Origin of the sequence: Acinetobacter sp. ANC 5600, assembly GCF_002018395.1 — a bacterium.
In the GTDB taxonomy this organism is placed as follows: domain Bacteria; phylum Pseudomonadota; class Gammaproteobacteria; order Pseudomonadales; family Moraxellaceae; genus Acinetobacter; species Acinetobacter amyesii.
Genome location: NZ_MVKW01000001.1, coordinates 396,225 through 420,698, shown reverse-complemented (window position 1 = coordinate 420,698; position 24,474 = coordinate 396,225). Strand labels below are relative to the sequence as shown.

25 protein-coding genes are annotated in these 24,474 nt (G+C 38.1%); 15 read left to right on the top strand and 10 right to left on the bottom strand.

Translation table 11 applies throughout. The annotated features are described in order from the left end of the window. Positions 1-78 precede the first annotated feature (78 nt). Entirely contained in the window at positions 79-894 is an 816-nt protein-coding gene (locus B1201_RS02085; RefSeq protein WP_078192140.1) for a hypothetical protein, read from the bottom strand. Between the two features lie 255 nt (positions 895-1,149). On the opposite strand from B1201_RS02085, the gene B1201_RS02080 reads away from it, so the two are divergent. The 4 genes from B1201_RS02080 (at position 1,150) to B1201_RS02065 (ending at position 6,377) form a co-directional block, all read left to right on the top strand. Then, positions 1,150-3,516 (top strand): hypothetical protein, encoded by a 2,367-nt coding sequence (locus B1201_RS02080; protein ID WP_078192139.1) that lies wholly within the window; start codon positions 1,150-1,152, stop codon positions 3,514-3,516. 507 nt (positions 3,517-4,023) lie between these two features. Beyond that, the gene (locus tag B1201_RS02075; RefSeq protein ID WP_078192138.1) at positions 4,024-4,929 is read left to right on the top strand and encodes a YagK/YfjJ domain-containing protein; all 906 of its coding nucleotides are present in this window, start codon (positions 4,024-4,026) and stop codon (positions 4,927-4,929) included. A gap of 97 nt (positions 4,930-5,026) precedes the next feature. After that, positions 5,027-5,986 carry a hypothetical protein gene (locus tag B1201_RS02070; RefSeq protein WP_078192137.1) on the top strand — a complete coding sequence of 320 codons (960 nt, stop codon included), beginning with the start codon at positions 5,027-5,029 and terminating at the stop codon, positions 5,984-5,986. A gap of 148 nt (positions 5,987-6,134) precedes the next feature. Beyond that, complete coding sequence (locus tag B1201_RS02065) at positions 6,135-6,377, top strand: helix-turn-helix transcriptional regulator (protein WP_078192399.1); 243 nt, start codon at positions 6,135-6,137, stop codon at positions 6,375-6,377. A 13-nt stretch (positions 6,378-6,390) separates the two neighbouring features. On the opposite strand, the gene B1201_RS02060 is transcribed toward B1201_RS02065, so the two are convergent. Further along, positions 6,391-6,615 (bottom strand): hypothetical protein, encoded by a 225-nt coding sequence (locus tag B1201_RS02060; protein ID WP_078192136.1) that lies wholly within the window; start codon positions 6,613-6,615, stop codon positions 6,391-6,393. A gap of 743 nt (positions 6,616-7,358) precedes the next feature. Here B1201_RS02060 and B1201_RS02055 point away from each other — a divergent pair. The 6 genes from B1201_RS02055 to B1201_RS02030 all read left to right on the top strand — a co-directional run bounded on the left by B1201_RS02055 (position 7,359) and on the right by B1201_RS02030 (position 12,907). Further along, on the top strand, positions 7,359-8,501 hold the full coding sequence (locus tag B1201_RS02055) for a hypothetical protein (RefSeq protein ID WP_078192135.1): 1,143 nt from the start codon (positions 7,359-7,361) through the stop codon (positions 8,499-8,501). 147 nt (positions 8,502-8,648) lie between these two features. Then, positions 8,649-9,020 (top strand): hypothetical protein, encoded by a 372-nt coding sequence (locus tag B1201_RS02050; protein WP_078192134.1) that lies wholly within the window; start codon positions 8,649-8,651, stop codon positions 9,018-9,020. Positions 9,021-9,139: 119 nt separating this feature from the next. Beyond that, positions 9,140-9,508 carry a hypothetical protein gene (locus tag B1201_RS02045; protein WP_078192133.1) on the top strand — a complete coding sequence of 123 codons (369 nt, stop codon included), beginning with the start codon at positions 9,140-9,142 and terminating at the stop codon, positions 9,506-9,508. A gap of 70 nt (positions 9,509-9,578) precedes the next feature. Then, the gene (locus tag B1201_RS02040; RefSeq protein WP_078192132.1) at positions 9,579-10,625 is read left to right on the top strand and encodes a DUF932 domain-containing protein; all 1,047 of its coding nucleotides are present in this window, start codon (positions 9,579-9,581) and stop codon (positions 10,623-10,625) included. Between the two features lie 148 nt (positions 10,626-10,773). After that, complete coding sequence (locus B1201_RS02035; RefSeq protein ID WP_078192131.1) at positions 10,774-11,817, top strand: YqaJ viral recombinase family protein; 1,044 nt, start codon at positions 10,774-10,776, stop codon at positions 11,815-11,817. A gap of 139 nt (positions 11,818-11,956) precedes the next feature. Further along, positions 11,957-12,907 (top strand): hydrolase or metal-binding protein, encoded by a 951-nt coding sequence (locus tag B1201_RS02030; protein WP_078192130.1) that lies wholly within the window; start codon positions 11,957-11,959, stop codon positions 12,905-12,907. A gap of 415 nt (positions 12,908-13,322) precedes the next feature. Here the strand turns inward: B1201_RS02030 and thrS are convergent, their stop codons facing one another. From thrS to cysS, 7 genes are all read right to left on the bottom strand, one after another. Beyond that, on the bottom strand, positions 13,323-15,239 hold the full coding sequence (gene thrS / locus B1201_RS02025; protein ID WP_078192129.1) for a threonine--tRNA ligase: 1,917 nt from the start codon (positions 15,237-15,239) through the stop codon (positions 13,323-13,325). A 36-nt stretch (positions 15,240-15,275) separates the two neighbouring features. Then, entirely contained in the window at positions 15,276-16,631 is a 1,356-nt protein-coding gene (locus tag B1201_RS02020) for a dihydroorotase (RefSeq protein WP_078192128.1), read from the bottom strand. Beyond that, positions 16,621-17,181, bottom strand: coding sequence for a carbonate dehydratase (locus B1201_RS02015; RefSeq protein WP_078192127.1), 561 nt, complete (start codon positions 17,179-17,181; stop codon positions 16,621-16,623). The genes B1201_RS02020 and B1201_RS02015 overlap by 11 nt, the downstream gene beginning before the upstream one ends. A 29-nt stretch (positions 17,182-17,210) precedes the next feature. Further along, entirely contained in the window at positions 17,211-17,627 is a 417-nt protein-coding gene (gene hisI, locus B1201_RS02010) for a phosphoribosyl-AMP cyclohydrolase (RefSeq protein WP_078192126.1), read from the bottom strand. After that, a complete protein-coding gene (gene folE2, locus B1201_RS02005; RefSeq protein WP_078192125.1) occupies positions 17,621-18,526 on the bottom strand; it encodes a GTP cyclohydrolase FolE2 in 906 nt (301 codons plus the stop codon). The genes hisI and folE2 overlap by 7 nt, the downstream gene beginning before the upstream one ends. Before the next feature lie 101 nt (positions 18,527-18,627). Then, the gene (fur, locus tag B1201_RS02000; protein WP_078192124.1) at positions 18,628-19,044 is read right to left on the bottom strand and encodes a ferric iron uptake transcriptional regulator; all 417 of its coding nucleotides are present in this window, start codon (positions 19,042-19,044) and stop codon (positions 18,628-18,630) included. Between the two features lie 61 nt (positions 19,045-19,105). After that, positions 19,106-20,539, bottom strand: a complete 1,434-nt coding sequence (cysS, locus tag B1201_RS01995; RefSeq protein ID WP_078192123.1) for a cysteine--tRNA ligase — start codon at positions 20,537-20,539, stop codon at positions 19,106-19,108. A 174-nt stretch (positions 20,540-20,713) separates the two neighbouring features. Here cysS and B1201_RS01990 point away from each other — a divergent pair, with 174 nt between their 5' ends. The 3 genes from B1201_RS01990 to zigA are packed head-to-tail and all read left to right on the top strand — an operon-like array spanning position 20,714 to position 23,109. Beyond that, a complete protein-coding gene (locus B1201_RS01990) occupies positions 20,714-21,460 on the top strand; it encodes a D-Ala-D-Ala carboxypeptidase family metallohydrolase (protein ID WP_078192122.1) in 747 nt (248 codons plus the stop codon). After that, positions 21,453-21,884 (top strand): Fur family transcriptional regulator, encoded by a 432-nt coding sequence (locus tag B1201_RS01985; protein ID WP_078192121.1) that lies wholly within the window; start codon positions 21,453-21,455, stop codon positions 21,882-21,884. The genes B1201_RS01990 and B1201_RS01985 overlap by 8 nt, the downstream gene beginning before the upstream one ends. Then, complete coding sequence (gene zigA / locus B1201_RS01980) at positions 21,877-23,109, top strand: zinc metallochaperone GTPase ZigA (protein ID WP_078192120.1); 1,233 nt, start codon at positions 21,877-21,879, stop codon at positions 23,107-23,109. Before B1201_RS01985 ends, zigA begins: the two co-directional genes overlap by 8 nt. Positions 23,110-23,200: 91 nt before the next feature. Here zigA and B1201_RS01975 read toward each other — a convergent pair whose 3' ends face one another. After that, a complete protein-coding gene (locus B1201_RS01975) occupies positions 23,201-23,527 on the bottom strand; it encodes an ArsR/SmtB family transcription factor (protein ID WP_078192119.1) in 327 nt (108 codons plus the stop codon). A gap of 111 nt (positions 23,528-23,638) precedes the next feature. On the opposite strand from B1201_RS01975, the gene B1201_RS01970 reads away from it, so the two are divergent. Next, positions 23,639-24,055, top strand: a complete 417-nt coding sequence (locus B1201_RS01970) for a YeeE/YedE family protein (protein WP_078192118.1) — start codon at positions 23,639-23,641, stop codon at positions 24,053-24,055. Then, a complete protein-coding gene (locus B1201_RS01965; protein WP_004859462.1) occupies positions 24,056-24,472 on the top strand; it encodes a YeeE/YedE family protein in 417 nt (138 codons plus the stop codon). It begins immediately after the preceding gene. The last annotated feature ends 2 nt before the right edge of the window (positions 24,473-24,474 follow it).

Here is a 24,474-nt window from a genome sequence, read left to right as displayed (position 1 = left end):
TTGGATAATAAGAAAATAGAGTTTAAGTTGAACCCTTACAAATTAAACTCTATTTACAAGATATTTTTCTGATTTTTATTAGTCACGATCATCGTTTTTATTAACCTTGCTTTGATCTGCCACTGCCTCATTTTTAGGTCCTTGTTCACTTTGCTTATTGGTGTGGGATTTATCCTTATTTGCTAAAATGTTTTTTAATGTTTGTATTGATAAGAAATTTGCCTCTTTTTTGCGTATTTGGGGAACTAACGAGGGTTGTGTACTATTTGGTGATGGCGTAGGGGGGATTAGCTGAGTAATCTCTTTTTTCTCAATAACTTCATTTTTTTGTCCGCTAGATTCACCATCACTCATATTTGATTCGGATAAGATTGATTCATTCTGAATAAATATTTTAGGGAGTGGTTGGATACAAGTCTCATTTGCAGATTCTTTTTCTGTATTGTCGCCATTGCATGATTCATTAGGAACACGCACACCATTCTCAGATGGTATTAGTTTTCGAGAATTTTCATCTATATTGTTTAAATCATTTTCAAGCGCTGATTGTGCATTACCCTGATCTATAGATGGGATTGTGGTGGTTTTTTGAGCCAGACTCTTTTGATAACTCGTAAGTTCTGAAAGATAAGTTTTTTCACGTTCACAGGCTAAATTTAGCTGTTTTTGTAGAGCGAAATTTTGCAAAATAAGCATGTTTAAAATTTGTCTAAAATTTTTTTCATTTGCTTTTTTTGCTTTCTTGATTGTTAATGCGGTGATAATCGGTAAGGCATCCTCATAATTAATTTTTTTATTTAAATTTATAAAGTTATGTTTTTTGTTTAGGTGGTATATTTGTGATCTGGTAAGTCCAGTCTCTTCACTTAGTTCAATAACAGTTAATTCTTTCATGATAAAACAATGTCTAAAATATATTTAATTAGACAGAATCTTATTGAAAAATTGGCATTGTTGCCATATCAACTTTAGTCGCGAAAAGTGTTTAAGTGTCAAGATAGCGAAAAATTTTATTATTCACAGTGATTAATGTTTTTATTTGTGGTGAATAATAGTGAAAATAACTGTGATTAATGAGTATTTATTTGTTGAGTGATTTGGCTTGAATCCTTTAATATATAGGGTATTTAATGAGTTTTAAGTATATTTATGGATAATTATAAGTTAATTATTAAGAATGAAGATCTATTTAAATTATTTTTTAATAAAGTTCCTTATATCTGGAGCGAGTTAGATTCTTCTTTGAAGAATGATCAGACATACCAGCTTAATTGTTTATATAAAGAATCAGTTCGTGTTATGGAGGCATTCGATAAATTTGTAGATGATGTGAAGTCTGGGAGTGTGCCACAGGTGACTCAGTTACAAATTAAAATTACTGAGCATGCTGAGTTTGATGGAATTTTTTTGCCTTACTTTAAAAAGTTTGAATTCAATCAAAGAATCTTTGATTTGACTTGTCTTAAGCTTGGGTTGAATTGGACTTATTTTCAAAAGTTTCTGGAAGAAGATGCTGTCAAGCTGCCCAGTAATACTCCAGGTATTGAAAAGGTTTTGTTAAATTCTTCGGGTTCGAGTGAATGGAGGCAACAATGGTCACCTTCAAAGTTCCCACATAAAAAAATATATAGATTGAATAATTTCTTTTTGGACTTGCAAAAAGATCCTCAATATATTGAGCAAAAAAATAGACAGACTCAGCAAGTCGCAGACAAAATCAATGATGCTTTTAAGTGTTTTGATACACTTTTATCAATACATCAGGAAGTATATATCTTAGTTCTTGATATTCGGTTTGTGCGTATAGCGAATCAAGCAGAGAATGAACCATTAAAGCAATTGATTGAGCAAGTACTTAAAGATCGGGCTGAGATACAGAATACAATTTTTAAATTGATTCCAGATAAACTGCGCACATACACAAAACTTGAGCATGATTATCAAAATGGTTTAAAGCTTTCATGTGTTTTTATTCTAAGACGATTCAATATTAATCTAGAACCTGAAATTGCTGCACATTTACAAGCAGCATTGAAAAAAAGATTTAGTCACTATGATGCTATTGAAGTCAGCAATGGAAATAGGTTTGTAAGGATACATGGTAATAAATCTGCTGTTGGTTGTATGGGAATCAATACGTCTAATCAGGTTGAACAATTTAAGTATTGGGTACTTAGCTATTTTTTTAAAATAGATTCAGTGGCTAAACTCATACATCCTCAAATAACTTTTGAGGTGAATGAGGTCTTTGATGATCTGAATTGGAAACAGCCGGATATACATTATCCACCTGTGCCGTCTAAGAAAACCCCTCAACCTAAAAATCTTGCGCAGGTATTACAGGAATGGAAGGCTTCTAAAAGTGTATGGGACGTCAAACATCTTGATAAGCGGGTGGCTGATCGTCTGCTCGTCGGACAGATTTACTATAAAGAATTTTGTGCTGAGAAAGGACTGCCAGAACTCTATGGAGAGTGGCTGTTCCACATTGAAGTATTTATTGAGACCTTGTTGCACAATCAATATCCCGCCTTTAATGAAGTGAGATCAGCGAATCAGATGCACTTTTTAAATGTTAAGGATATACAAACATCAGCCACGCAACTTGGTCAGCAGTATTGGTCACTTGTAAGGCAATTTGCATACGATCTTAGCTTTGTTGAGCGGATTGATTATTTAATTCAAAATTGTGGTTTACGGACATGGTGGTTTGGTCGTGAAGAAAGTTTGATGTTGTGGAGGAATTTTCATCAGAATTTTATAGACTTCATATTTGATCAGCCAATACTCTATACTGCATTAGTTCAGCTGAATATAAACCTCCAAAAATTACGGCATTATTTTTTTACAACGCAAGCTACAGTAAAAGATAAACGTGAAATCTTGGAAAAACAATTTTCACAATGTGCACGACGACAGGCAGATACACGGGAATATTTTGATCATGTGTTGGGGCAAAATTGTTGGGCTTATCGTATTTCTGTTAAGGCGTGCTCATCAAAGGGAAGCTTAGAACAGTCAGAGTTCTCAAAGTTATTTACTGAGTTTATGCGTTTAGCAAAGCGAGCAAAGCCTTGTTACTGGTTGCGTGGTTATATTGGTATTTGGCAAGAGAAGAAAACACAGGAGATGCCTGAGTTTACATTGAATGTAGTTTTGTTCTTTAATGATCGTTGTCAGGCACAATTATTTACTGTAGTTCAAGATTTGAATCAGCGCTGGAACAATTTTCTAGATACTAAAGCAGTTCAGATTTTAAAGTTGCAAGATGCAGAAAATATAAGGTACTTTGGTTCGATTGAACCGAAAATATTAATGCGTTCAGTTGATGGTTTGAATACAGCGTATAAGGCACAGAATACCTATCATGTTTGTATTGAAGCATCTGATCGAAAAATGAAAAAAATGGTCATTGAGCATGTCATACCATATTTTACTTATCGTGATGTATTCCAAGCTCCCTTTAGACAGAATGTTCCTAAAGTTTTTATTAAGGGAGCAATACCAAAAAAATAGTACTGTTAGCATTGAGCAAGTTGAGGTCCTAGTCAACTGATTGAGTATTTAACAATTTGTAGAGAATAGCGTGAATTAGATGGGGGAGTTCTGCTACTTCTCCATTATGAAAGTTGCTTGAATTAAATTTTTACCTTTGAGAAATACATGTGTTTGTGCCCATACCATGAGTAATCGAATAAAAATATATGCTCGCAATATGGAAATAGCACAGAGGCTTCTGACAGTTTTATGCTCTTAGCGTTGTGTGCGTAACTTTAGCTTGTCATTGTTGGTTGTTGGCTTGCTTCGTGTAGGCTCTTTTTGATATTGATTGTCTGGTTGGGATGAAGCGGAGGAAAGTTTTATTAGTGGGTTTTTAATATTATTCAATTTATATTTATATATCTAATTCTGAATATCTGAATGAAAATATCTACTTACATTAGATTAGTCTAAATCTTAGATTGTACTTAATAAATAACATAGTGCTCGTATTGGTATGTAAATAACCAATACGGATTGAATATGAATACTCAATATCATTCAGAACAACTGATTCGAATAGACAATCTCATTCGAACTATTCTTATAGGCAAGGCATCTAATCAGCAGATCAAAGAAGCCATCATATTGGTTAGTCCTGATTTGGAGTTTAACCTGAGTGAGGATTTGGAATACGCTGCGACGATTCAGATCTATAGTGAAGCACTTCATCTGCTTAAGCACAAGCATGCTGTTTCAAGTAACTCAATGGATTTGAACAGTATGGATGTAGCGCATTTTATTGGCCATATCTTAAATCAATTTCAAAGGATTGATTTAGAGGATGATCGTTTTGCTCGGCAAGAACTTAGAAATAGAGAAAGTTTAGAAATCTATTTGCGTCAGTTATTGAAACACTACGCCCGATTGTTGTTTGTGAGAGTGGATTTCGCCATTCAGCAGCAATATCAAAGTGAAATTGATATTAAGCAATTTCACGGTTTAATGAAAAAGATGAGTAATCGATATTCGAATCGTGATGGGTGTTTTTCAGGATTGCAGGGTTTTGCTTGGGCAATCGAGCAGGGGGAGACGAAAGGGTTTCATTGTCACGTTTTACTGATTTACGATGGCAGTAAACATCAAAATGATTTTGGAATTGGCTTAGCAGTTTCTCAATATTGGTATCAACTCACTGAAGGGAGAGGAAGTTGCTTTATTTCCAATGCTCCTGATTATAAAGCACAATTTGAAGAACAGGGGAAATTGGGCATTGGCATGATTCATCGTTCTCAGTCTCTTCTAGTCGAAAATGCAATTAATTCAGCCATCTATCTCGTCAATCCTGAAAAGAAATACCAAAATCTGCGTGTACGTGTACCTCGTATGCGAACGTTTAATCATGGGAACTTTAATGTTCATTGGCGAAGAGGGAAAGCAGAGCAGTAAATCTAAGTTTGTAATCTAGAGCTGATTTGACTGCCAGTCTATAAAAAAATACTGAGATGACAGTCCTATGAATAACCATAATCTTAGGACTGATCCAATGGACATGACTTACATCGAACACCAGACTGCACCACGCTTAGAGCAGGATATACATAGCTTCTTTGCTCAAGTTCGCAACACTTCACCCGACCCTAAATTTGATAAAGCTGAATATTCCAAAGATGTAATGCATCAATCAGCGAAAACTTTATTGGCGTATTTTCTGGAATGGAATTTTCTGATGTTCTCGCTTCGGGATTCGGATTGCAGTTTCTGGATTATGCAATTTAAAAAAGCTTATTTTTCTACTTTACAAGAAGAGAAGCTGGGGACGTATTATTTTAGACCCACTGACGTTTATACAGAACAATGGATGATTCAGTCGATTCTTCATAAACTGAAGAGCCTGTTTAATACTACAGGCTTTATTGAGAAACTACGCTTGCAAAACGAGCAACAGGATAAACAAATTACTCGTCTGGAAGACGCCTATATTCAAGTAGGTAAGACCAGTGTAGAAGCACCAGATCTAAGATTTTATCTGAGTTATCCCGAAGGTACAGAGCTATTGCAGACCATAGATCAAGTTGTTAGATCATTTCAAGCATTTGAAAAGAAATTGAAATATCAACCGTGGTTTCAGGCACAAGTGATATTTAGCTATTACCATTTAATTCGTGACAGTTATAGAAATTGCTATGTGATTCGATTTTTCTTAACTTTTCAAAAGGCATTGTATTCTACCCAAATCGATTATTCAGGTTTGTTACTTCGGTTATGGCAAGAAGCAACTTATGAAATAGGTGAGTTATTACCAATCTCGAATGAAGAGTTTCAAGAATCGCATACAAATCCCTTTGGCTTTGGACGTGAGGATATTGTTGAATTCCCTGAACCTCAAAATGCTTTTGAAGATTTGTCTGACATAGCTAAGCAAGTTTCTTGTGTAGACGAAAAGATGAATAAGATTTGTATCGTACCGCGGGGATTTAAAATCTTTGATGGTAAGAAATGGTGATTTAAATCCATCAAAGCAAATTGAAATGAACAGACCTCTGTACCCCATCAAATGGGTACAGGGACTTTTGATGAGTACCTATTTTTTTACGGTGATGGACATGATATGTGCAGAACGCACGCCTTCATACCACATCGGAGTCCATCAGATGAATGCGCTAAATTCACAAACATTTCAGATCAATCAAATTCTAAACATCAAGCAATTGGTTGAAATCACAGGGTTGAGTCGTGCCACCATTTATTCACTGCTCGACCCTAAATCCAAATATTACGATGCCAGTTTTCCTCAGCAGATTCATTTAACCAGTCATCGAGTGGGTTGGGTTGCGCATGAGGTCAATACATGGATTGCTCAGAAGATCAGTAATCGTGGAATTGCTTCAAATTGAAAACATTACAAAGCTATAAATAAGATTGCTGCCCCATCAGTTGTAATGCCAGTGCATAAGCAAAATCAGGAGACATTGATTCTGCAATGAAGAATGCCTGAGGTGGGGCAAAGTCTAAGATCAATTTACGGTAAAGGGTTTGTTTACCTGTTTGTTTATCAATGAATTGGAACTCATTCTGCGAATGCGAATATTCGAGCCCATACAGTGGGCCTCCAATACACTTCAATCGCTGCATGCTCAGATTCCTTTAATAACGCTAAGAACCATTATAATTGAGTGTGCTTTTTAATTCAGGATGAAATTATAGCTTCAGTTGAAGTTTAGATGATATTGATTATTCAATAGTCATTCTGAATCAGATGGATGAAGAAAGCAGTCAATTGATTATTGAAGTAAAAATACAACGTTGACAGTTTAAATCCTGCCAATTATCCTTGGCTTGCTGACCTACATTGTCAGTTGGTTTTGACAGACCATTTACACACAAGCACATCAAAAGATGTAATCTTTTGGTGGCGAACTCGTTCGTTCCTCCTCCGTTGCGGTAGGGCGAGGGAGGGACGCCTTGTGCGTGCTGATTCTTGTGTGTCAGTCTGTCAACCCTTTCTCGTTCTGCCACCATTATTTGACAGTAATTTGGTAGAGCTCTTTAATACACACAAGGAGTCCGCCATGCGTACTACATTCTTAAATATCCATTCTCTTTTTTACCCCACTATGGTTTATGGCATTTTTGGTGCCAGATAAAGCTGTATCTTAAAAAAAATAATACGGTTGGGGAATTTCAGTAAAGGTGTTCATTACTTTATTGGCTTGTACATCTGAATTATTTTATTGCTGATCTGCAGATGTACTGCTGCTGCGGAACAGTCACGTCAGAATAAAGAGCAAATCTCCAAGAAGAATATCAAACCGCCATACGCCCAGCTTTGCGATAGCTGAGAGGTGCCTATGGACAGTGAAAGAGAATGATGCACGATGACAACAAAATTGAAGTGTCTGTCTATATGTATTTTATTGATTGGACTAGGTGCCTGTTCCAGTAAGGATCACCCTAAAAATGATTCAGCTGTAGAAGGTCAAACCATAGAAAATAGTGAAGCCTTGCAGAATGTTCCTGCCACATCAACCGTAATTGTGCCGAAAGCGCAGATCAGTCCTGATCAAAGCTTACGGGAATTACAGCTTTCGGATATTCTCGCATATCACCAAATTCGCTACCCGACCAAGTGGGAGATAGAAGGAGTTGGAGAATCTACCTTCAATGGAAACTATGATCTGATTTATCCTCAGCTCAATCTTGCTCCAGATCAGATTTTTGTGATTGGCAATCAAAATCATGATCCTCAAGACAATTATCTGTTCATTGATTTGACCAATGATGAATATTTCAAATATAGCAATAATATGGCGATCAATAATATCCGCTATATGAAAGCACCCCACATTGAGCCAAAACAGGAGTTTGAAAAAACACAGGACTATGAAGCACGGATGCAGCAGGAAAAGCAAAACGCGGAAAGCAAAGTTACTGACTATGATCTGAAACTTCTGGAACAAGTTTTAAATAGAAGTGTTCGAGATATTTATTTGAGCCATTCAAATGCTTCCTATAAATACGACGCAGATCATGAACAGATGACGGTTCGTTATGGGCAAGATATTCGATCAGTCGTGTTGATGGAATCAGAAGTCGTTTTTAAAGTTCAGCCTGAATTAGCCAAACAAATTGCAGAGCACTTTATCCAGCTTCGATTAGGTTATGTATTTAATTTTAAAAATAATCAGCTCAGTCTGAATGGTGTCTTCTTCTATTTTAATCAACCAGGCAATCATGATCGGCGTCGCAATAATATTGTAGATGTGATGTATGTTTCACCTGTCTTTAAGCCACTGAGCTTCAAACAGCGATCAGCTGTTGAAGTGGCGAGACAGTCTATTGATGATGCATTTGAGCAACTGAAAACCATGCCATTTCAAGATGTCTCACATGCGCCAGTATGGAATTTTAAATTTGGACTGGAAAATTATCTTTCTCCTGAAGCCCTGTTGCAGAAATACCCAAAGCCAGTCATTCCCGAAGAACCTGAAGAGCTTGACTATATACCAGTTGAGGAATAGATATGCATCAATATGAACTGCAGTAATTTTAAAAATAAAGAAATTTCAAATACATATTACCCAGATGTAAGGGCTTCTTCTCAATATTAATTGAGAGAAAGCATCTATATCTCAACATCTGAATACAATATTTAGGAGCAATCCAGAATGAATTACTTAATGAAAACATTGGGCTTTACCGTATTACTCTCATTATCTGCATTGACTTTACAAGGGTGCAGTTCAGGGCTGGAGCCAGATACTTTTTCAGTCGAATTGAATGAAATGGACTATGGTAGTCGGAATCCACCCGCAGTGATTACCATCCGCTCAAATATAGCCGAACCGATAGAAGTGACCAATGTCACAGTGAACAATGGGCAATGCAGCTATATGGGGCATGACACAAGATTTAATTTCCCACTGCATTTTCAGATGGGGCAAATCTTCCGCCTTCGTCTAAAGCAATGTAATTTTTCTAATGTCGTACAAGTGGATATTGAAACGAACAAGGGTAATGGAAGTTATCAGTTCAACTAATCCTAAGACGAGAGACCTTGCTTTAATTATTAAGTACTGAATCAAAGATAAGCTCATCAAAAACCATGCCCTAAAGGGCATGGTTTTTTTTATGCCTGAAATTTTATGGAGTTATCTCTATGCCTCGAATTTATTGTCCGATGTGTGCCAGTGATGAGATTGATATCGCTGAACCACACATATCCACTCCTAATCCTTCATTGGGTCAAAGCTTGCTTAAACCACCGATGCAGAGCCTGATGCAATATATCGTGAACTATGCAGCAATGGGTATTTCTGGAGCACGCCTGATCAAAGGACAGCGTCCGATAGTTTATGTGGTCGGTGCTGTGATTGGTGGTGCAGTCGGATGCGCTGCATGTTTTCTCAATTATGTTCAAGAACAGCAACCAAATCCAATACTGAAAGAAACCGCGCAAGCAGAAATTCTGTATGAATGTCTGGAATGCGGACATCACTTTGCCCAGAGCTTTGCAGATCGAGCTTAGCCTCACAAATACCTCACACAATTGAAAACACTCAAAAAACCAAAATTTACATTGAATAGGAACAAGTACTATGGCACATCAACTTGAACAAATGGCTTATGTCGGTCAAACCCCTTGGCATGGTTTAGGTAATCAGCTCAGTCAAAACCAGCCGATTGAAGTCTGGGCACAGCAGGCAGGCATGGACTGGCGTATTGAATCTTCTGATGTCAGCTATATGGCTAAAAATGATCGTGGACAAAGCATCATCATGCCGTATGAAGAACAACGCGTACTTTATCGTTCAGATACCCATGCACCTTTATCTGTGGTCAGCCAGCGTTACCAAGAAGTGCAACCAAAGGAAATCCTAAACTTCTACAAAGACCTGACTGAACAATCGGGCTTTGAATTAGAAACCGCGGGCGTATTGAAAGGTGGGAAGAAATTCTGGGCTTTAGCGAGAACAGGGCAGACTTCTGCTTTAAAGGGTAAAGACGTCAGCAATGGCTATATCCTTTTAGCCACGGCTTGTGATGGTACACTTGCAACCACCGCACAATTCACCTCAATCCGTGTGGTGTGTAACAACACTTTAGCGATTGCCCTGAAAGGCCAGAACGCAAGTGCAGGCGTAGTAAAAGTACCCCACAGCACCAAGTTTGATGCGCAGAAGATTAAACAGCAACTCGGTATTTCAGTTCGTGCATGGGAGGATCACATGTATGAAATGAAACAGCTCAGCCAACGTAAAGTGACTCAACAAGAAGCGGCCGCTTACTTTGATGCTGTGTTTAATAACACCAGCTTAAGTCCAATGGAACAGGACGAAGGCATTATTCAGTTCTATCGCAATGTGGCGAATCAGATAGAAGTCACTAAAATCGACCAAAGCAAAACTGAACCGAATGGACGTGCCATGTCCAAAGTCATGACCATGTTTAATGGACATGGGCGTGGGGCTGAACTCAGCTCAGCCAAAGATACCGCGTATGGCTTGTTATGTAGTATCACCGAGTTCGCTGATCATGAACGTCGTGCCATGAGTCGGGATCACCGTCTTGATTCCGCATGGTTCGGTGCAGGCGCAGGGCTTAAGCAACGTGGACTAGAACAAGCTTTACGGATGTTAGCCTAATTTCAAATCATTAATTGATTAGCCTAAGCCGACTCATCGCAATACTTAAACGCTCAACCTTACAAATGACTTAACTACTTTATTCAAAGCTGTGTCTACGGACACAGCTTTTTTTATGCCCAAAATTTAACAATGACCGGACATCGCTATGAACTCAGCCGTAATTCATCCAAACAACGCAACACTGACTATCCACACCAATCGCCCAAAACTATTTACCGCCAAACGTTTCGTAGAGACTAAAAATATGACTCAAGCCGAATGGTTGGAAGTTCGACGCAAGGGCATTGGCAGCAGTGACTGTGCCGCAGCCTGCGGACTTAATCCTTATATGTCGATGTTGGAACTGTGGATGATCAAGACAGGACGCATTCAACAAAATATCGAAGATGAAAGTGAAGGACATGCACCATTATATTGGGGGAAGCAACTAGAACCCTTGGTTGCTGAATACTACAGCATGCATACCAACTACAAAGTGCGTCGAGTCAATGCTGTGCTACAGCATCCTGAACCAGATAAATACTTCATGTTAGCAAATTTGGATTACTCCGTTGTAGGAAGTGAAGATGTTCAAGTCCTTGAGTGTAAAACAGCAGGGGAGTATGGCGCAAAACTATGGCGAGATGGTGTGCCGTTATACGTGCTCTGTCAGGTACAGCATCAATTGGCAGTGACAGGCAAAAGGGCAGCGCATATTTGTGTCTTAATTTGTGGACATGAAACCCGAATTTTTAAAGTGACTCGTTCAGATTCGGTGATTCAGCACATCATCAATGCAGAGCGTCACTTCTGGGAATGTGTGGAAAAGGATACACCGCCTGATGCAGATGCCAGTGAATCGGCAGCCAAAGCCCTACAACTGCTCTATCCAGAGCATGTACCACTCAGTACCACAGACTTCACTGAAGATAAGCAAGCCAATCAACAGTTTGAACAACTGATTCAAGCGCGCAATCAAATTGACAAGCATCAGGAGCAGTTTGATCTGCTGAAACATCAACTACAAGCCAAGATGCAGGAGGCTGAACGAGCCACCTTTAAGACTGGATCTGTGACATGGAAAAAGGCCAAAGACTCGATCAGCTTAGACAGTAAAGCTTTGTTGAAACAGTATCCTGAATATCTTGAACAGTTTCCAAATCCTAAAACAGGTTCACGACGTTTTAACATCTATACAGCCGATGATTAAAATGAACTTAGCCTAAGCTATCCAGCAACCAATATCTTTAACGTCATAACGATCCCATGCCAAACGACATGGGATTTTTTATGCATTTATTTTTTAAATGAAATTTAAGTCAACAGACTGAAAGAGCAAGGACACCATCATGATTAAAGGTTTAGCCATTACACCGCCTATTTTAGGCCGTATCAGTATCGGTAAAGTCGTTGAAAAGAACGGCAAGCGACTACCTGAAAAGGATGATCAATTTACTATTACCAGCCAAATTCAAAATAAGGATAGTGGTTGGGTGAAACATCCATTGGATGAGCAACTACGTGCTAAAGCACTCAATCAAAAGCTACGGACTATTCCAGTACGGATGATCTTTAATGATCCTGAACTGAATCTACGTGCTGGGTATAGCCTCTTTGACCGTCAAACGGGACGGCCTGTCTGTGTGGGTAATGGTGAAACCTGTCAGCGCCTGACCAATCAGGGTGTGGAACAACACTCATGTCCATCGCCTGACTTATGTCCATTGGCACAAGGTGGACTGTGTAAACCTTATGGACGATTGCATGTCAATTTAGATGAATCGGATGAACTGGGGACGTTTATTTTTAGAACCACAGGTTTTAATAGTATTCGGACTTTGGTGGCACGACTCAGTTATTACCATGCAGCATCCTGTGGGCTATTGTCGTGTTTACCGTTACAACTGACCTTGAGAGGAAAATCAACCATACAGAGTTATCGTACTCCTGTGTACTACGTAGATTTAACCCTGCGAGATGGAATTAATCTTCAGCAAGCCATTCACATAGCAAAAGAGATTAATCAGCAAAGTCAGCAGAGTGGTTTTAATCAGAATGCTTTAGATCAAGTTGCAAGACAAGGCTTTGCTAATGCGCAGTTTGAAATGGACAACGAGGAGGGATTGGATTTGGTAGAGGAGTTTAATAGTGATACGGATGAAACTGTAAGTGAAGGAGAAGGGCAGACACAGCCTGTAACAACAACGAGAACCAAGGCAAAGTCTAAGCCGAATCAACGTGAGAGTTTTGTACACGATATGCAGAAAGGGTTGCAGAGGAGTGTGAGGGAGTTGAATTAATATGCCAGCTAGTCACTTTCAGAAAGCCTCAATATAGATAATCAATGGCTTAGGATTGATAAAAATTTCAAGAAATAAATATTGATGAATATTTTGAGCATTGTAATGAGGCAGCGCTCAAATATAATTACCAGTAAATTATAAAAAGTTTAAATGAATAATCCTTTGTTAAGAAGAGTTCTATTTCATTTGCTTTGTCATTCTATTTTTGAGATGTTAACATGTGTACTAGTTCAAATTTAACCTTACAGGCACCCTAAAAATGGGTAACCGTCAGATTAGGTTTGACCTAGTACAGATCAAGACAGCAAAGAGAACTCCCAAGATCCATTGCAAAAAAGATTCTTGGGTTAACAATCTTCTTTTCCTGCTGTAAATTTTTAACCTGATTATGTGTTTGATGCCACATAAGTAATCAATTCACAAAATGTGCTTGAGGCATAAAGAAATCATGCAGATCTGTAGTCAGGATACCCCCAAAATCTTGCCCATTTTGTGCACGTATTCGAACAGATGATTGTTGCTTTTCTTGCTCCCCAACAATGATCAGATAAGGTATTTTTTGTAGTGTATGTTCACGGATTTTATAGTTCAATTTTGATTGACTTAAATCTAATGTTGCTCTAAAGCCATATTGTTTAAGTGATTCTTGAACTTGTTTGGCATAATCATGTTGTGCATCTGTAATCGGTAAAATTACGATTTGAACTGGTGCAAGCCAAAATGGGAAATGTCCTATATAGTGTTCAATTAAAATACCAATAAAGCGCTCAAGAGATCCAAATAAAGCACGGTGTAACATCACAGGCCGTTGTTTTTTATTATTTTCATCAATGTAATGAATATCAAAACGTTCTGGTAAATTTAAATCAACCTGAATTGTTCCGCATTGCCATTCACGACCAATGGCATCTTTTAACGTAAATTCAAGTTTAGGACCATAAAATGCACCTTCACCGATATTTAAGCTATAAGGAATATTAAGCTGTTCGAGAGATTGTTTTAGTGTATTTTCTAAGAAATCCCAGGTTTCTTCCGTGCCGACACGATGATTAGGCCTTGTAGATAATTTAAGCGAAATTTCATTGAAGCCAAATTGCTCATAAATTTTATAAATGAGGGCAATAGTATCTTTACATTCAGATAAAAGCTGGTTATCAGTACAAAAAATATGTGCATCGTCTTGGGTAAAATGACGAACACGCATTAATCCATGTAAAGAGCCAGATGGCTCGTAGCGATGAACTTTACCAAATTCTGCCATGCGTAAGGGTAGGTCTCGATAACTTCTTAATTCATGTGCATATAGACAAACTGCGCCAGGACAACTCATAGGCTTAAGCGCATAACTTCGCTGATCTTCAGTGACTGTGGTAAACATATGCTGCTGATAGTTTTGCCAGTGTCCCGAAATTTCCCAAAGTTCACGATCCAAGACATCGGGAGTATTAACTTCAATATAACCCGCATCATCTTGTTGCTTGCGTAAATAATCTATCAATAATTGAAATAACTTCCAGCCTTTGGAATGCCAGAACACGGCACCTGGTGCTTTATCATCAAAATGTAGTAAATCAAGTTGCTGTGCTAATTTACGATGATCTCGTTTTGCTGCTTCTTCAACTTGCTTTAAATGTTTTTTTAATTGTTTTTGGTCAGCCCAACATGTGACATAAATCCGCTGTAACATCGGTTGTGTAGCGTCGCCTTGCCAATATGCACCAGAAACATGAGCCACTTTAAAACATTCTAAAAATTCAGTATTTGGAACAAGTGGATATAAGTAAACGTCTGAGAAATCATTATTTTGATGGAAAAATAAGTCGCTTGAGTTACTCGTATTTTTTAAGTATTGATACTTAAAATCTAAATCTTGCTGTTTAAAAAAATTAGCTGCTTGATCGGCTGTAATCTTTTCAGTGCGAATATCTAAATGTTGTTGTACCCACTCATGCATTTTCAGTTCAATGTGTTGTAAATCATCCTGATTAAAATGCGGCGTATCGGCGAAATCATAATAAATACCTTGATTGGTAATTTGATATTCTACAGGTTGAGCAGCAGGGTATAACTGATGGACAGCCTGTGCCAATAAATAAGCATAGGAGTGTCGTAGTAGATTTAAATTATTGTCATCGTTCAGACTGAAAAGTTCGATGTGACAGTCATGTTGGATGACATGATGCAAATCAACGAAATGAGCATCAACTTTGGCGAGAAAAGCTTTTTTATAGCCTTGAATTTTGAAATGGGACAAGGTTTCAAAAATCGACATTGGTTGCTCAAGTTGAAGATGCTGTGTTGAACCAAGGAAATTAAGCTGGATATTCATGTAGAGTCGTCTAGATACAGGTTGGGTTATTGCAGATTAGCGGTCAATTTCTAAGGCTTGACCCTGACAGTTAAGATAAGGTTGCTGTTGGTGCCATGCGAGTTGACCAGAAATGATGGTTGTATCCACCAGATAGCGGAACGTTTTCTCTTGGAAGGGTGTCCAGCCGCAACGCATAAAATTAGTCTGTTCAGCTACTGATTGTTTTTTTTGATTTTCGCGGATGAGGACTAAATCAGCCCAATAGCCTTCGCGGATATAGCCTCGATCTTTAATACGGAATAAATCGGCAACTTGATGAGAAGTTTTTCTTACCAGCGTTTCAATTGATAGTTTTTGATCTGCCACTAATTCTAATAATGCGGGTAAGGCATGCTGAACTAGCGGTAATCCTGAAGGGGCTTTAAAATAAGTTTGCTGTTTTTCTTGCCAAGTATGCGGCGCATGGTCTGTGCCAATAATATCTAAACGCTCACTATTGGCGACGGCTTCAATGAGGGTATGCTTGTCACTGGCAGTTTTTATTGCTGGATTACATTTAATTAAATGTCCTAAATCTGCATAATCAGACTCATCAAAAGTTAAGTGATGTATACATACTTCAGCAGTAATATGCTTTTTATCCAATGGTAAATTTTTAAATAAGCAAAGCTCTTTTGCTGTTGTCAGATGCAACACATGTAGTTGTGTACCAAATTCTTCAGCAAGTGATACTGCTAATCGAGAGCTTTCAAAACAGGCTTGTTTATCCCTAATTTTAGGGTGTATGTTTGCTGGAAGGTCTTCGCCATATTGATCACGATAAAACTCTTCCAGTTGTTTGATCCGTGGCGTGGATTCACAATGTGTTAATAAAATAGTGGGTACATTCGCAAATAAGCGCTCTAAAATTTTTGGATCATCAACCAACATATTACCCGTTGATGCTCCCATAAAAACTTTCACGCCGCTAACCAATTTAGGATCAAGTGCTTCAACAATATCTAAATTTTGTGCACTTACCCCAAAGTGAAATGCATAATTGGCTATGCTATGTTGAGCTGCAATTGCTTTTTTATCGTGTAGTGCAGTTAAGTCCAATGTAGCAGGATTGGTATTCGGCATATCCATAAAGCTGGTAATTCCACCAATCGCAGCTGCCAAAGATTCTGAGGCAAAACTCCCTTTTTGTGGTGAGCCTGGGTCGCGGAAGTGGACTTGATCATCAATCATGCCTGGGAGTAACCATGCACCATCAGCCTCGATGCTCTTGGCATTGTGGATACCCGTTATATTAGATTGTATTTTATGAATACGGCCTTGCTGAATAAGGACATCACCGATTTGTTGTTGCCCCTCATTAACCATATTCGCATTACGTATGATGAGATTTGGGAGTTGTCTAAAATTCATTTTGTAATGCCTTATAACCTTGTACTAACTCAATATTGGTGCTCACCACACTTTCAGAAAATTCACTGATAGAAATATCGATCGGTGGGTACTGGCTTAAGTCGGTTCGGGCATTGATATAGCTCATCGCAGGGACATAAAATGATTCAGGCAAATCGCGACCATCGACAACTGCATTATGACGGATGGCACTATGATCACCGACTTTACAGTTGAATAAGACACTGTTAAAGCCGACAAATACGCGGTTACCAACCACACATGGACCATGAATAATCGAACGATGGGCGATGGATGAGTTTTTTCCAATCGTGACTTGTGCACCTGCTTTTGAGTGAATGACAACTCCATCTTGAATATTTGAATTTTCACCAATGATGATGGGTTGCATATCACCATTTTCATCCACTTCATCTGCACGGATCACTGCATAAGGACCGACAAATACGTTCGCTTCAATAATGACTTTTCCACAAATAATTGCGGTTTGATCAATATAAGCAGATTGATCTATGACAGGGAGGTGACCAGTTGGATTTTTACGAATCATCGTAGTGCCTTCAATGTTATATAAATTAGCTAAATGGGCTGAGTTAAAATTGTGGCGTGTTGTGTGTTTAGTCCAAGATAAAAACAATTGGGACGATTAGTGTGGCAGGCTGGTCCAGTTTGCTCGACCAAAAAAAGGATGCTGTCACCGTCACAATCAAGTCTGGCTTCAATGAGTTTTTGACGATGTCCTGAACTTTCGCCTTTTCGCCATAAGCACTTCCGCGAGCGAGACCAATAGCAAACCTGTCTTGTATTTAGGGTTTCAAGTAGTGCATCACGGTTAATCCAAGCAAGCATTAAGACATCTTTACTTTGTCCATCTTGGGCAATGGCAGTGATTAGTCCATCCTTGTTCCAGGGAATAGCATCAATAATGCTTTTCAGTTCATAACATTGCCCCATCTTTCCGTGTTCAATGTCTAGAAAAGCTGTTGAACCTACCATTGCCATGATCCCTGAGCGACTGCATCGTGAGCATGTAAACTTTCAGCATGGATGACTTTGAAGTTAAATCCTGAAATACCTGAGTAGTTGACAAATGCGTGGTATAAGCGGCGTAAAGCATCTTCACAGAACATTAAATTTTGACCATTTGCTAATGCGAATGCTTGCTCATCTACGCGTTTGACAGCTGTCTGAACAGGTGTTGTCAAGGCTTGTTCTGCATGTGAAATGAATTGCCGAATTGGAATGGACTGTAAACAAGGATCTAATTTAAAACGTAGCTGAGCAAAACTTCTTTGGCTGTGTGGAGTTGCTACAATCGCATCTGTTGTACCTAACCACGCCATAATTTCATCGGTGTTTTGTGGATTTATTTTTTTTGTATCAATGGCATCTTGAAAGCTTTTTTGAATGAGGTCACGTGCTAAAGCAGCAGAACAAGGACAGGTTGAGGAATAGGTGATTTCTATTGCTAATTCTGCTTCAAAAGTATGCTCACTTAACTTACAGGATAAGCTAAATGGATAACTTTTCCAGCCCGATAGTGCGCTGACTAAAGCAGGTTGTTCTAAATTAAACTCCGCTTGAATATCAAGGCGGGCTTGTTGAGAGAGCTCAGTATGGCTCGCTAAAAAATCTTGAAGCGCTTGATAAATTTTACTTAAAGTTAGGTCAGGTAGGGCATGGAGTTCCAGCAGTCGAGTATACAGTCTAGACATATGAATACCTTTAGCCTGAGGATCATCTAAGCTGACATAGGCATTCACTTTACTTGCGCACAGTGTATTTTGAATTTGAATAGGTAAGGCGATATTCTCCATTCCGACCCAATCGAGACTATAGGCATGCATATTCAGAAAAGGTTCAGATGAGACATCTGGGAGCTGCAAGGCATTCATAATTGAAAGTAAGTGTTAAATGTTATGTTATAACATAACATTTAACAGGTGTTATTTCTAGTATGCTTGTGATAAGAACTTATAAATAGTCGATTTTTATTTTACTGAGTTGAATTTCTACAATATCCAAATAAGATCAGTGAATGTCCTGTGAGTTGAAAATCATGCGTTGTTGCAATATCTAGAAGCAATTTTTCAATTTCTTCATTCTTAAACTCAATGATTTGGTTTGTTTCTTGACAGACAAGATGATCGTGCGAAGTATTTTGCTTTATCTCAAATACAGCATGATTGTGATCAAAGTTATGGCGTTGAATAATACCTGCCATTTCAAATTGAGTTAAGACTCTATAGACCGTTGCCAGTCCAACATCCTCATCTTGCTCCAATAGTTTTTTATAAATATCCTCGGCACTCAGATGGTGAGGAATTGAGTTTTCCAATATTTCTAAAATTTTTATTCGCGGAAGAGTGACTTTTAGTCCTGCTTTTCTCAGGCCTTGATTGCTAATTGCCATATATGTAATCCGTATTTGATAAAGGTGGGAAGGATGAATCTTAATAAGTAAACATCATTCATTATTGATTGAGTCTCCAAATTGTTTGTGTCTGGGTATCTTCTAAAAGGATGCCACTTTTAAGCAATTTCTGTCGAATTTGATCTGCTAAAGCATATTGTTTATTGCTTCGTGCTGTATTTCTTGCCAGAATCGCTTCTTGGATTTCCTGCTCGGAAAGGGGTGAATCTTGTTCACTAGCTGAGTGCTTTAATATTTTCTCAGGATCATACTGAAAAATATTTAGAATATTGCCGATCCAAAGAAGTAACTGATAATTCTTAATAACGTTTTCTTGGTTCTCTTCTTTTAAGGCTATGTTTAACTGCTTCAATAAGTCAAAACAAATGACGAGTGCTTCAGGGGTGTTAAAGTCATCATTCATGGCTTGGTTAAATTTTTGTATAAAAGGATTACTGTTTAGTTCTATTTTAATAGCATCATCTTTTGATGTGATAAAGGGTTGTGCGTGGTAAATTGCTTGATAGAATCGAGACAATACTTTTTGTGTATCTTTTAAAATATGATCAGAGAAATCAATAGGACTCCGATAATGAGAACTAATCATTAATAAGCGAATGACTTCAGGATGATAAGACTTGAATGCATCGCGGATGGTGAGAAAATTACCTAATGATTTCGACATTTTTTCTCCATTGACATTGATGAAGCCTGTATGCAACCAGTAATTCACATATTTTTCTCCAGTTGCAGCTTCACTCTGCGCAATTTCATTTTCATGATGTGGGAAAATTAAATCACCCCCACCGCCATGAATATCAAAATGGTTGCCAAGATGACACATTGACATTGCCGAACATTCAATATGCCAACCTGGTCGCCCATTTCCCCAAGGCGATTGCCAAAAAGGTTCATTGGGTTTTGAAGCTTTCCAGAGTACAAAATCAAAAGGGTGACGCTTTTCAGTTTCTATGTTGATGCGTTGGCTAGCGCCTGCTTGCATATCTGCTAATTTTCGGCCAGATAATCGTCCATAGTCAGGATAGCTTTCAATGGAAAAATAAATATCACCATTTGATGTTTGATAGGCGTATTTTTTTTGGAATAAGGTTTGGATAATAGTTTGAATATATTGAATAGAATCAGTTGCTTTAGGTTCTGCATCAGGAGAGAGGCAGCCTAAAGTCTGAAAATCTTTATGCATTGCTTGAATAAAGCGATCCGTCAATTCGCCGATGGATTCGTGGTTGTCTTGTGCTTTTTGAATAATCTTGTCATCGATATCCGTAATATTACGAATGTATTTTACTTTCCAGCCCTGTGATCTTAAAAAACGCACAATTAAATCAAATGCAATCATTGTTCTGGCATGTCCAATATGACAGTAGTCATAAACGGTGATTCCACAGACATAGAGCTTGATCTCGTTTGCTACGATGGGCTCAAAGTGCTCTTTTGAGCGAGTTTCAGCGTTATAAACATACAAATCAGACATTATTTTTCCTTATTAACCCTCTATAAATTGCAAAAAATTATTAAATAAAATCTCATTCCGCCTACTTAAGTTAAGAAGAACAGCTTTTAAATGTATTTGTTATGTTATAACATAACAAATATTGAGGTAATCTCAATAAGATTGAGAGCTGTGATATTAGGGTATAAATGAGTAATGAAACATTTTTTAATTTTCGGGGTACTTTTTTGTCTTATCGCATGTAGTCAAAAACCAATACGGCATTTAGTTTCGCAACCCTACTCTTCGGAAGAAGATGGCACATTCAAACATAAATCTGTGCAGTCTCGTCCAACACTTCAGAAAATTACACCTGCTTCTTATCAGAACTGGTTATCTCAACCTTTTAATAAAAATCAAGTTCATCGTTATCAATCTTTTTTAAAAAATCAAGACTTGCAGAATGTAGTGCCTGAATTTGAACTATTTCAAACAGCGCGAGATTGGCAAAACTGCCATGCATCTGAATATGAAATTCCACCGCAAGAAATTTGGAACAATATCGTACCGACTTTAAATATTTTGAAAAAATTAATTAATGACAATGTGATTGATGATTTTACAGTCACTTCTGTTTACCGTAACTCTGCCCTAAATCGCTGTGCGAAAGGAGCAGATTCTTCCAGACATGTTTTTAATGCTGCACTCGATTTTAGGATTGGTCCAGAACAGCCAATACCAGAAGAACTTACAACGATTCAGCAAACAAAAATAAATTTGTGTCAATTTTGGGTCAAAAATGGTGATCGCTTGAATATGGGACTCGGAGTCTATGCTTCTGGTCAAATTCATATTGATAGTGCTGGATATCGCACATGGGGACCGGATCATAGAAGTACCTCATCTCCCTGTATCACTCATCTTTTGTCTAATCGAAATGATAAAGGAAATGTAGATGAGTGAATTAAAACTGAGTGCGATACAGCAAAGGGTATTAACAATTTTGCAAAATGAGCAGAAAGCAATAAGTGCTTATGCTTTATTAGAAAAGGTAAAACCCTATGGCTTGCAATCTCCAGTACAAATTTATCGTATTTTAAAAAAACTATCAGGCCATGGCTTAATACTTAGACTTGATACATTGAACAAATATTTAGCGTATGAATTGAGAAATAAGAAAAATTACTTACTCGTCACAATTTGTACAGAGTGTCAGACAGTTCAAGTTCTTGATTCACCTCAGTTTACTCAAGTGATTGAACAGTCACTTGTTCATCAGGATTTTAGCCCTAAGCATCATTGTTTAGAGCTATTAGGTCAATGTGCTTTATGTTTTTCCAAACGTAACAAGCCTTTTATTAAGATAAGTGAGAAAGCCAATGGATAATTCTTTAGCCACTCCTGCCAAATTACCTGTAACTGTGCTGTCGGGATTCCTCGGTGCAGGTAAGACGACGTTACTCAATCATATTTTAAATAACCGTGAAGGTCGTCGTATCGCGGTCATTGTTAATGATATGTCGGAGGTAAATATTGATGCTGCTTTAGTACGAGATGGTGGTGCAGAACTTTCCCGTACTGATGAAAAACTGGTAGAAATGAGTAATGGTTGTATCTGCTGTACTTTGCGGGAAGATTTACTGGTAGAAGTTCGTCGCCTCGCTCAAGAGTATCGTTTTGATCAATTAGTCATTGAGTCAACGGGAATTTCTGAGCCATTGCCCGTAGCCGAAACTTTTACTTTTGAAGATGAAAATGGTGTGTCACTGAATGAGTTTGCACGACTTGATACCATGGTGACTGTTGTAGATGCCTTTAATTTTTTAAAAGATTACAGCTCGTATGATAGTTTGCAACAACGCGGAGAGTCGTTGGGTGAACAAGATGAGCGTACTGTGGTTGACCTGTTGATTGATCAGATTGAGTTTTGTGATGTCATCATCTTAAATAAAGTAGATCTGATCAATGAGGATGATAAACAACGTTTATTTGCAATTCTAAATAAACTTAATCCACGAGCAAAAATTGAAATTTCTGAATTTGGTAAAGTCAATTTAGATAAAGTTTTAAATACAGGGCTTTTTGATTTTAACGAAGCTTCTCAAGCTCCAGGTTGGCTGAAAGAATTGCGTGGTGAACACACACCTGAAACAGAAGAATATGGGATTAAAAGTTTTGTGTATCGCGCAAGACGTCCATTTCATCCACAACGCTTTTATGATTTCATCAATTCCGAATGGAAAGGTGTGGTTCGTTCGAAAGGCTATTTTTGGTTGGCTTCAAACCCTGAGTTTGCTGCTTCTTGGTCACAAGCGGGTGCAATGGCTAGACATGGTGTTGCCGGCTATTGGTGGGCAACGGTTCCTGACGAGCATTGGCCAGAGGATCAGCAAAGCCGTGATGAAATCATCAGAAATTGGGATGAACGTACTGGGGATGCACGACAGGAAATTGTAATGATTGGAATGGATATGGATGAACAGGGTTTAATTCAACAGTTTGACCAATGTTTACTGACGGATGTGGAAATGGCCGGAGGACCTGAGCAGTGGAAGCTTATGGTTAATCCATTTCCTGAGTGGGAGAACTTAGGGCAATCGTCAGATAATTGATTTGAAAAAAAGTAACAGACTTTTTTGCTTGAAAAGTGAGCAGGAGAGTCTGTTATTCCAAATGTGAAATATTTTTAGGGAGTTAACATTTCTAGTCCGAGTCCATGTCATTCATACAATATAAGCCGTATAGGGTCTGCATGATTTGTAATATTCTCATATCACTAAATTGATAAAAGATTTGTTTGCCTTCACGGCGTGTCGATACCATTTTACTTTTTCTGAGTATCGTTAGTTGTTGTGACAATGTTGGTTGGTATACCTGAGCAGTTTTTTCAATTTGTTGAACATTCAGCTCACCATCAATTAAGACACATAAAATTTTAAGACGATCAGGATTCGATAAGACTTTTAGACAATCAGTGACAACGTCGACTTTTGAAAGATCTATTTTCATTTGTAATTCATTGGTTTTCATAAGCGTATCCTAAAAATCATCTTATTATTATACAAAAAAATAAAGTATTACTTGTATATTATTTAATTATATAATATTAATTAGTATATTGTTTGTCGTGATTTAAATTGTATGTCTGACTATTTGATTTCTTTTATCGGTGGATTATTGCTAGGTGCCGCTGTAGTTGGCTACCTATATGTACATGGTCGTATTGCTGGGATCAGCGGATTGATTGGACAGGTACTGAATCCAAAAACCATGTTTAAAACCCCTGCCATCTGGTTTATGTCAGGTTTGATAGTAATGCCTTTTATTTATGGGTTATTTGTCCAGCCAGAAATTGAGTTGAATGCCAGTCCGTTGATGATGATCATTGCTGGGCTATTGGTGGGTTTTGGGACACGCCTAGGTTCAGGCTGTACCAGCGGTCATGGCATTTGTGGGATCAGTCGCTTATCTAAACGTTCTATTTTAGCCACCATGAGTTTTATGTTCGCTGGATTTGTTACGGTTTACATGATTCGCCATGTCACAGGAGCTTTCTAAATGAAGAATTTTCTGGCTTTCATTTTCGGCGGTTTATTTTCTATAGGTTTGATGGTTTCTGGGATGTCTAATCCAGAAAAAGTTCTAAACTTCTTAGATTTGTTTGGTGATTGGGATGCGAGTCTGGCTTTCGTAATGATTGGAGCGATCATGGTTGCAATTATTCCTTTTCAAAAAGCAGTACGAAGTAAAGCACCCAAAACCGTATTTAATGAACCAATTGAATTACCAGGCAATCATGAAATTGATCCTAAACTGATCTCGGGTAGTCTTTTATTTGGTATTGGTTGGGGGATTGCTGGGATATGTCCTGCACCCAGTTTTACCTTGATTGGTCTTGGGCATTATCAGGTTCTGTATTTTATTGTCGCGATGCTTGCAGGCGTCTTGCTTCACCGTAAGTGGACAGGAGCTTAATC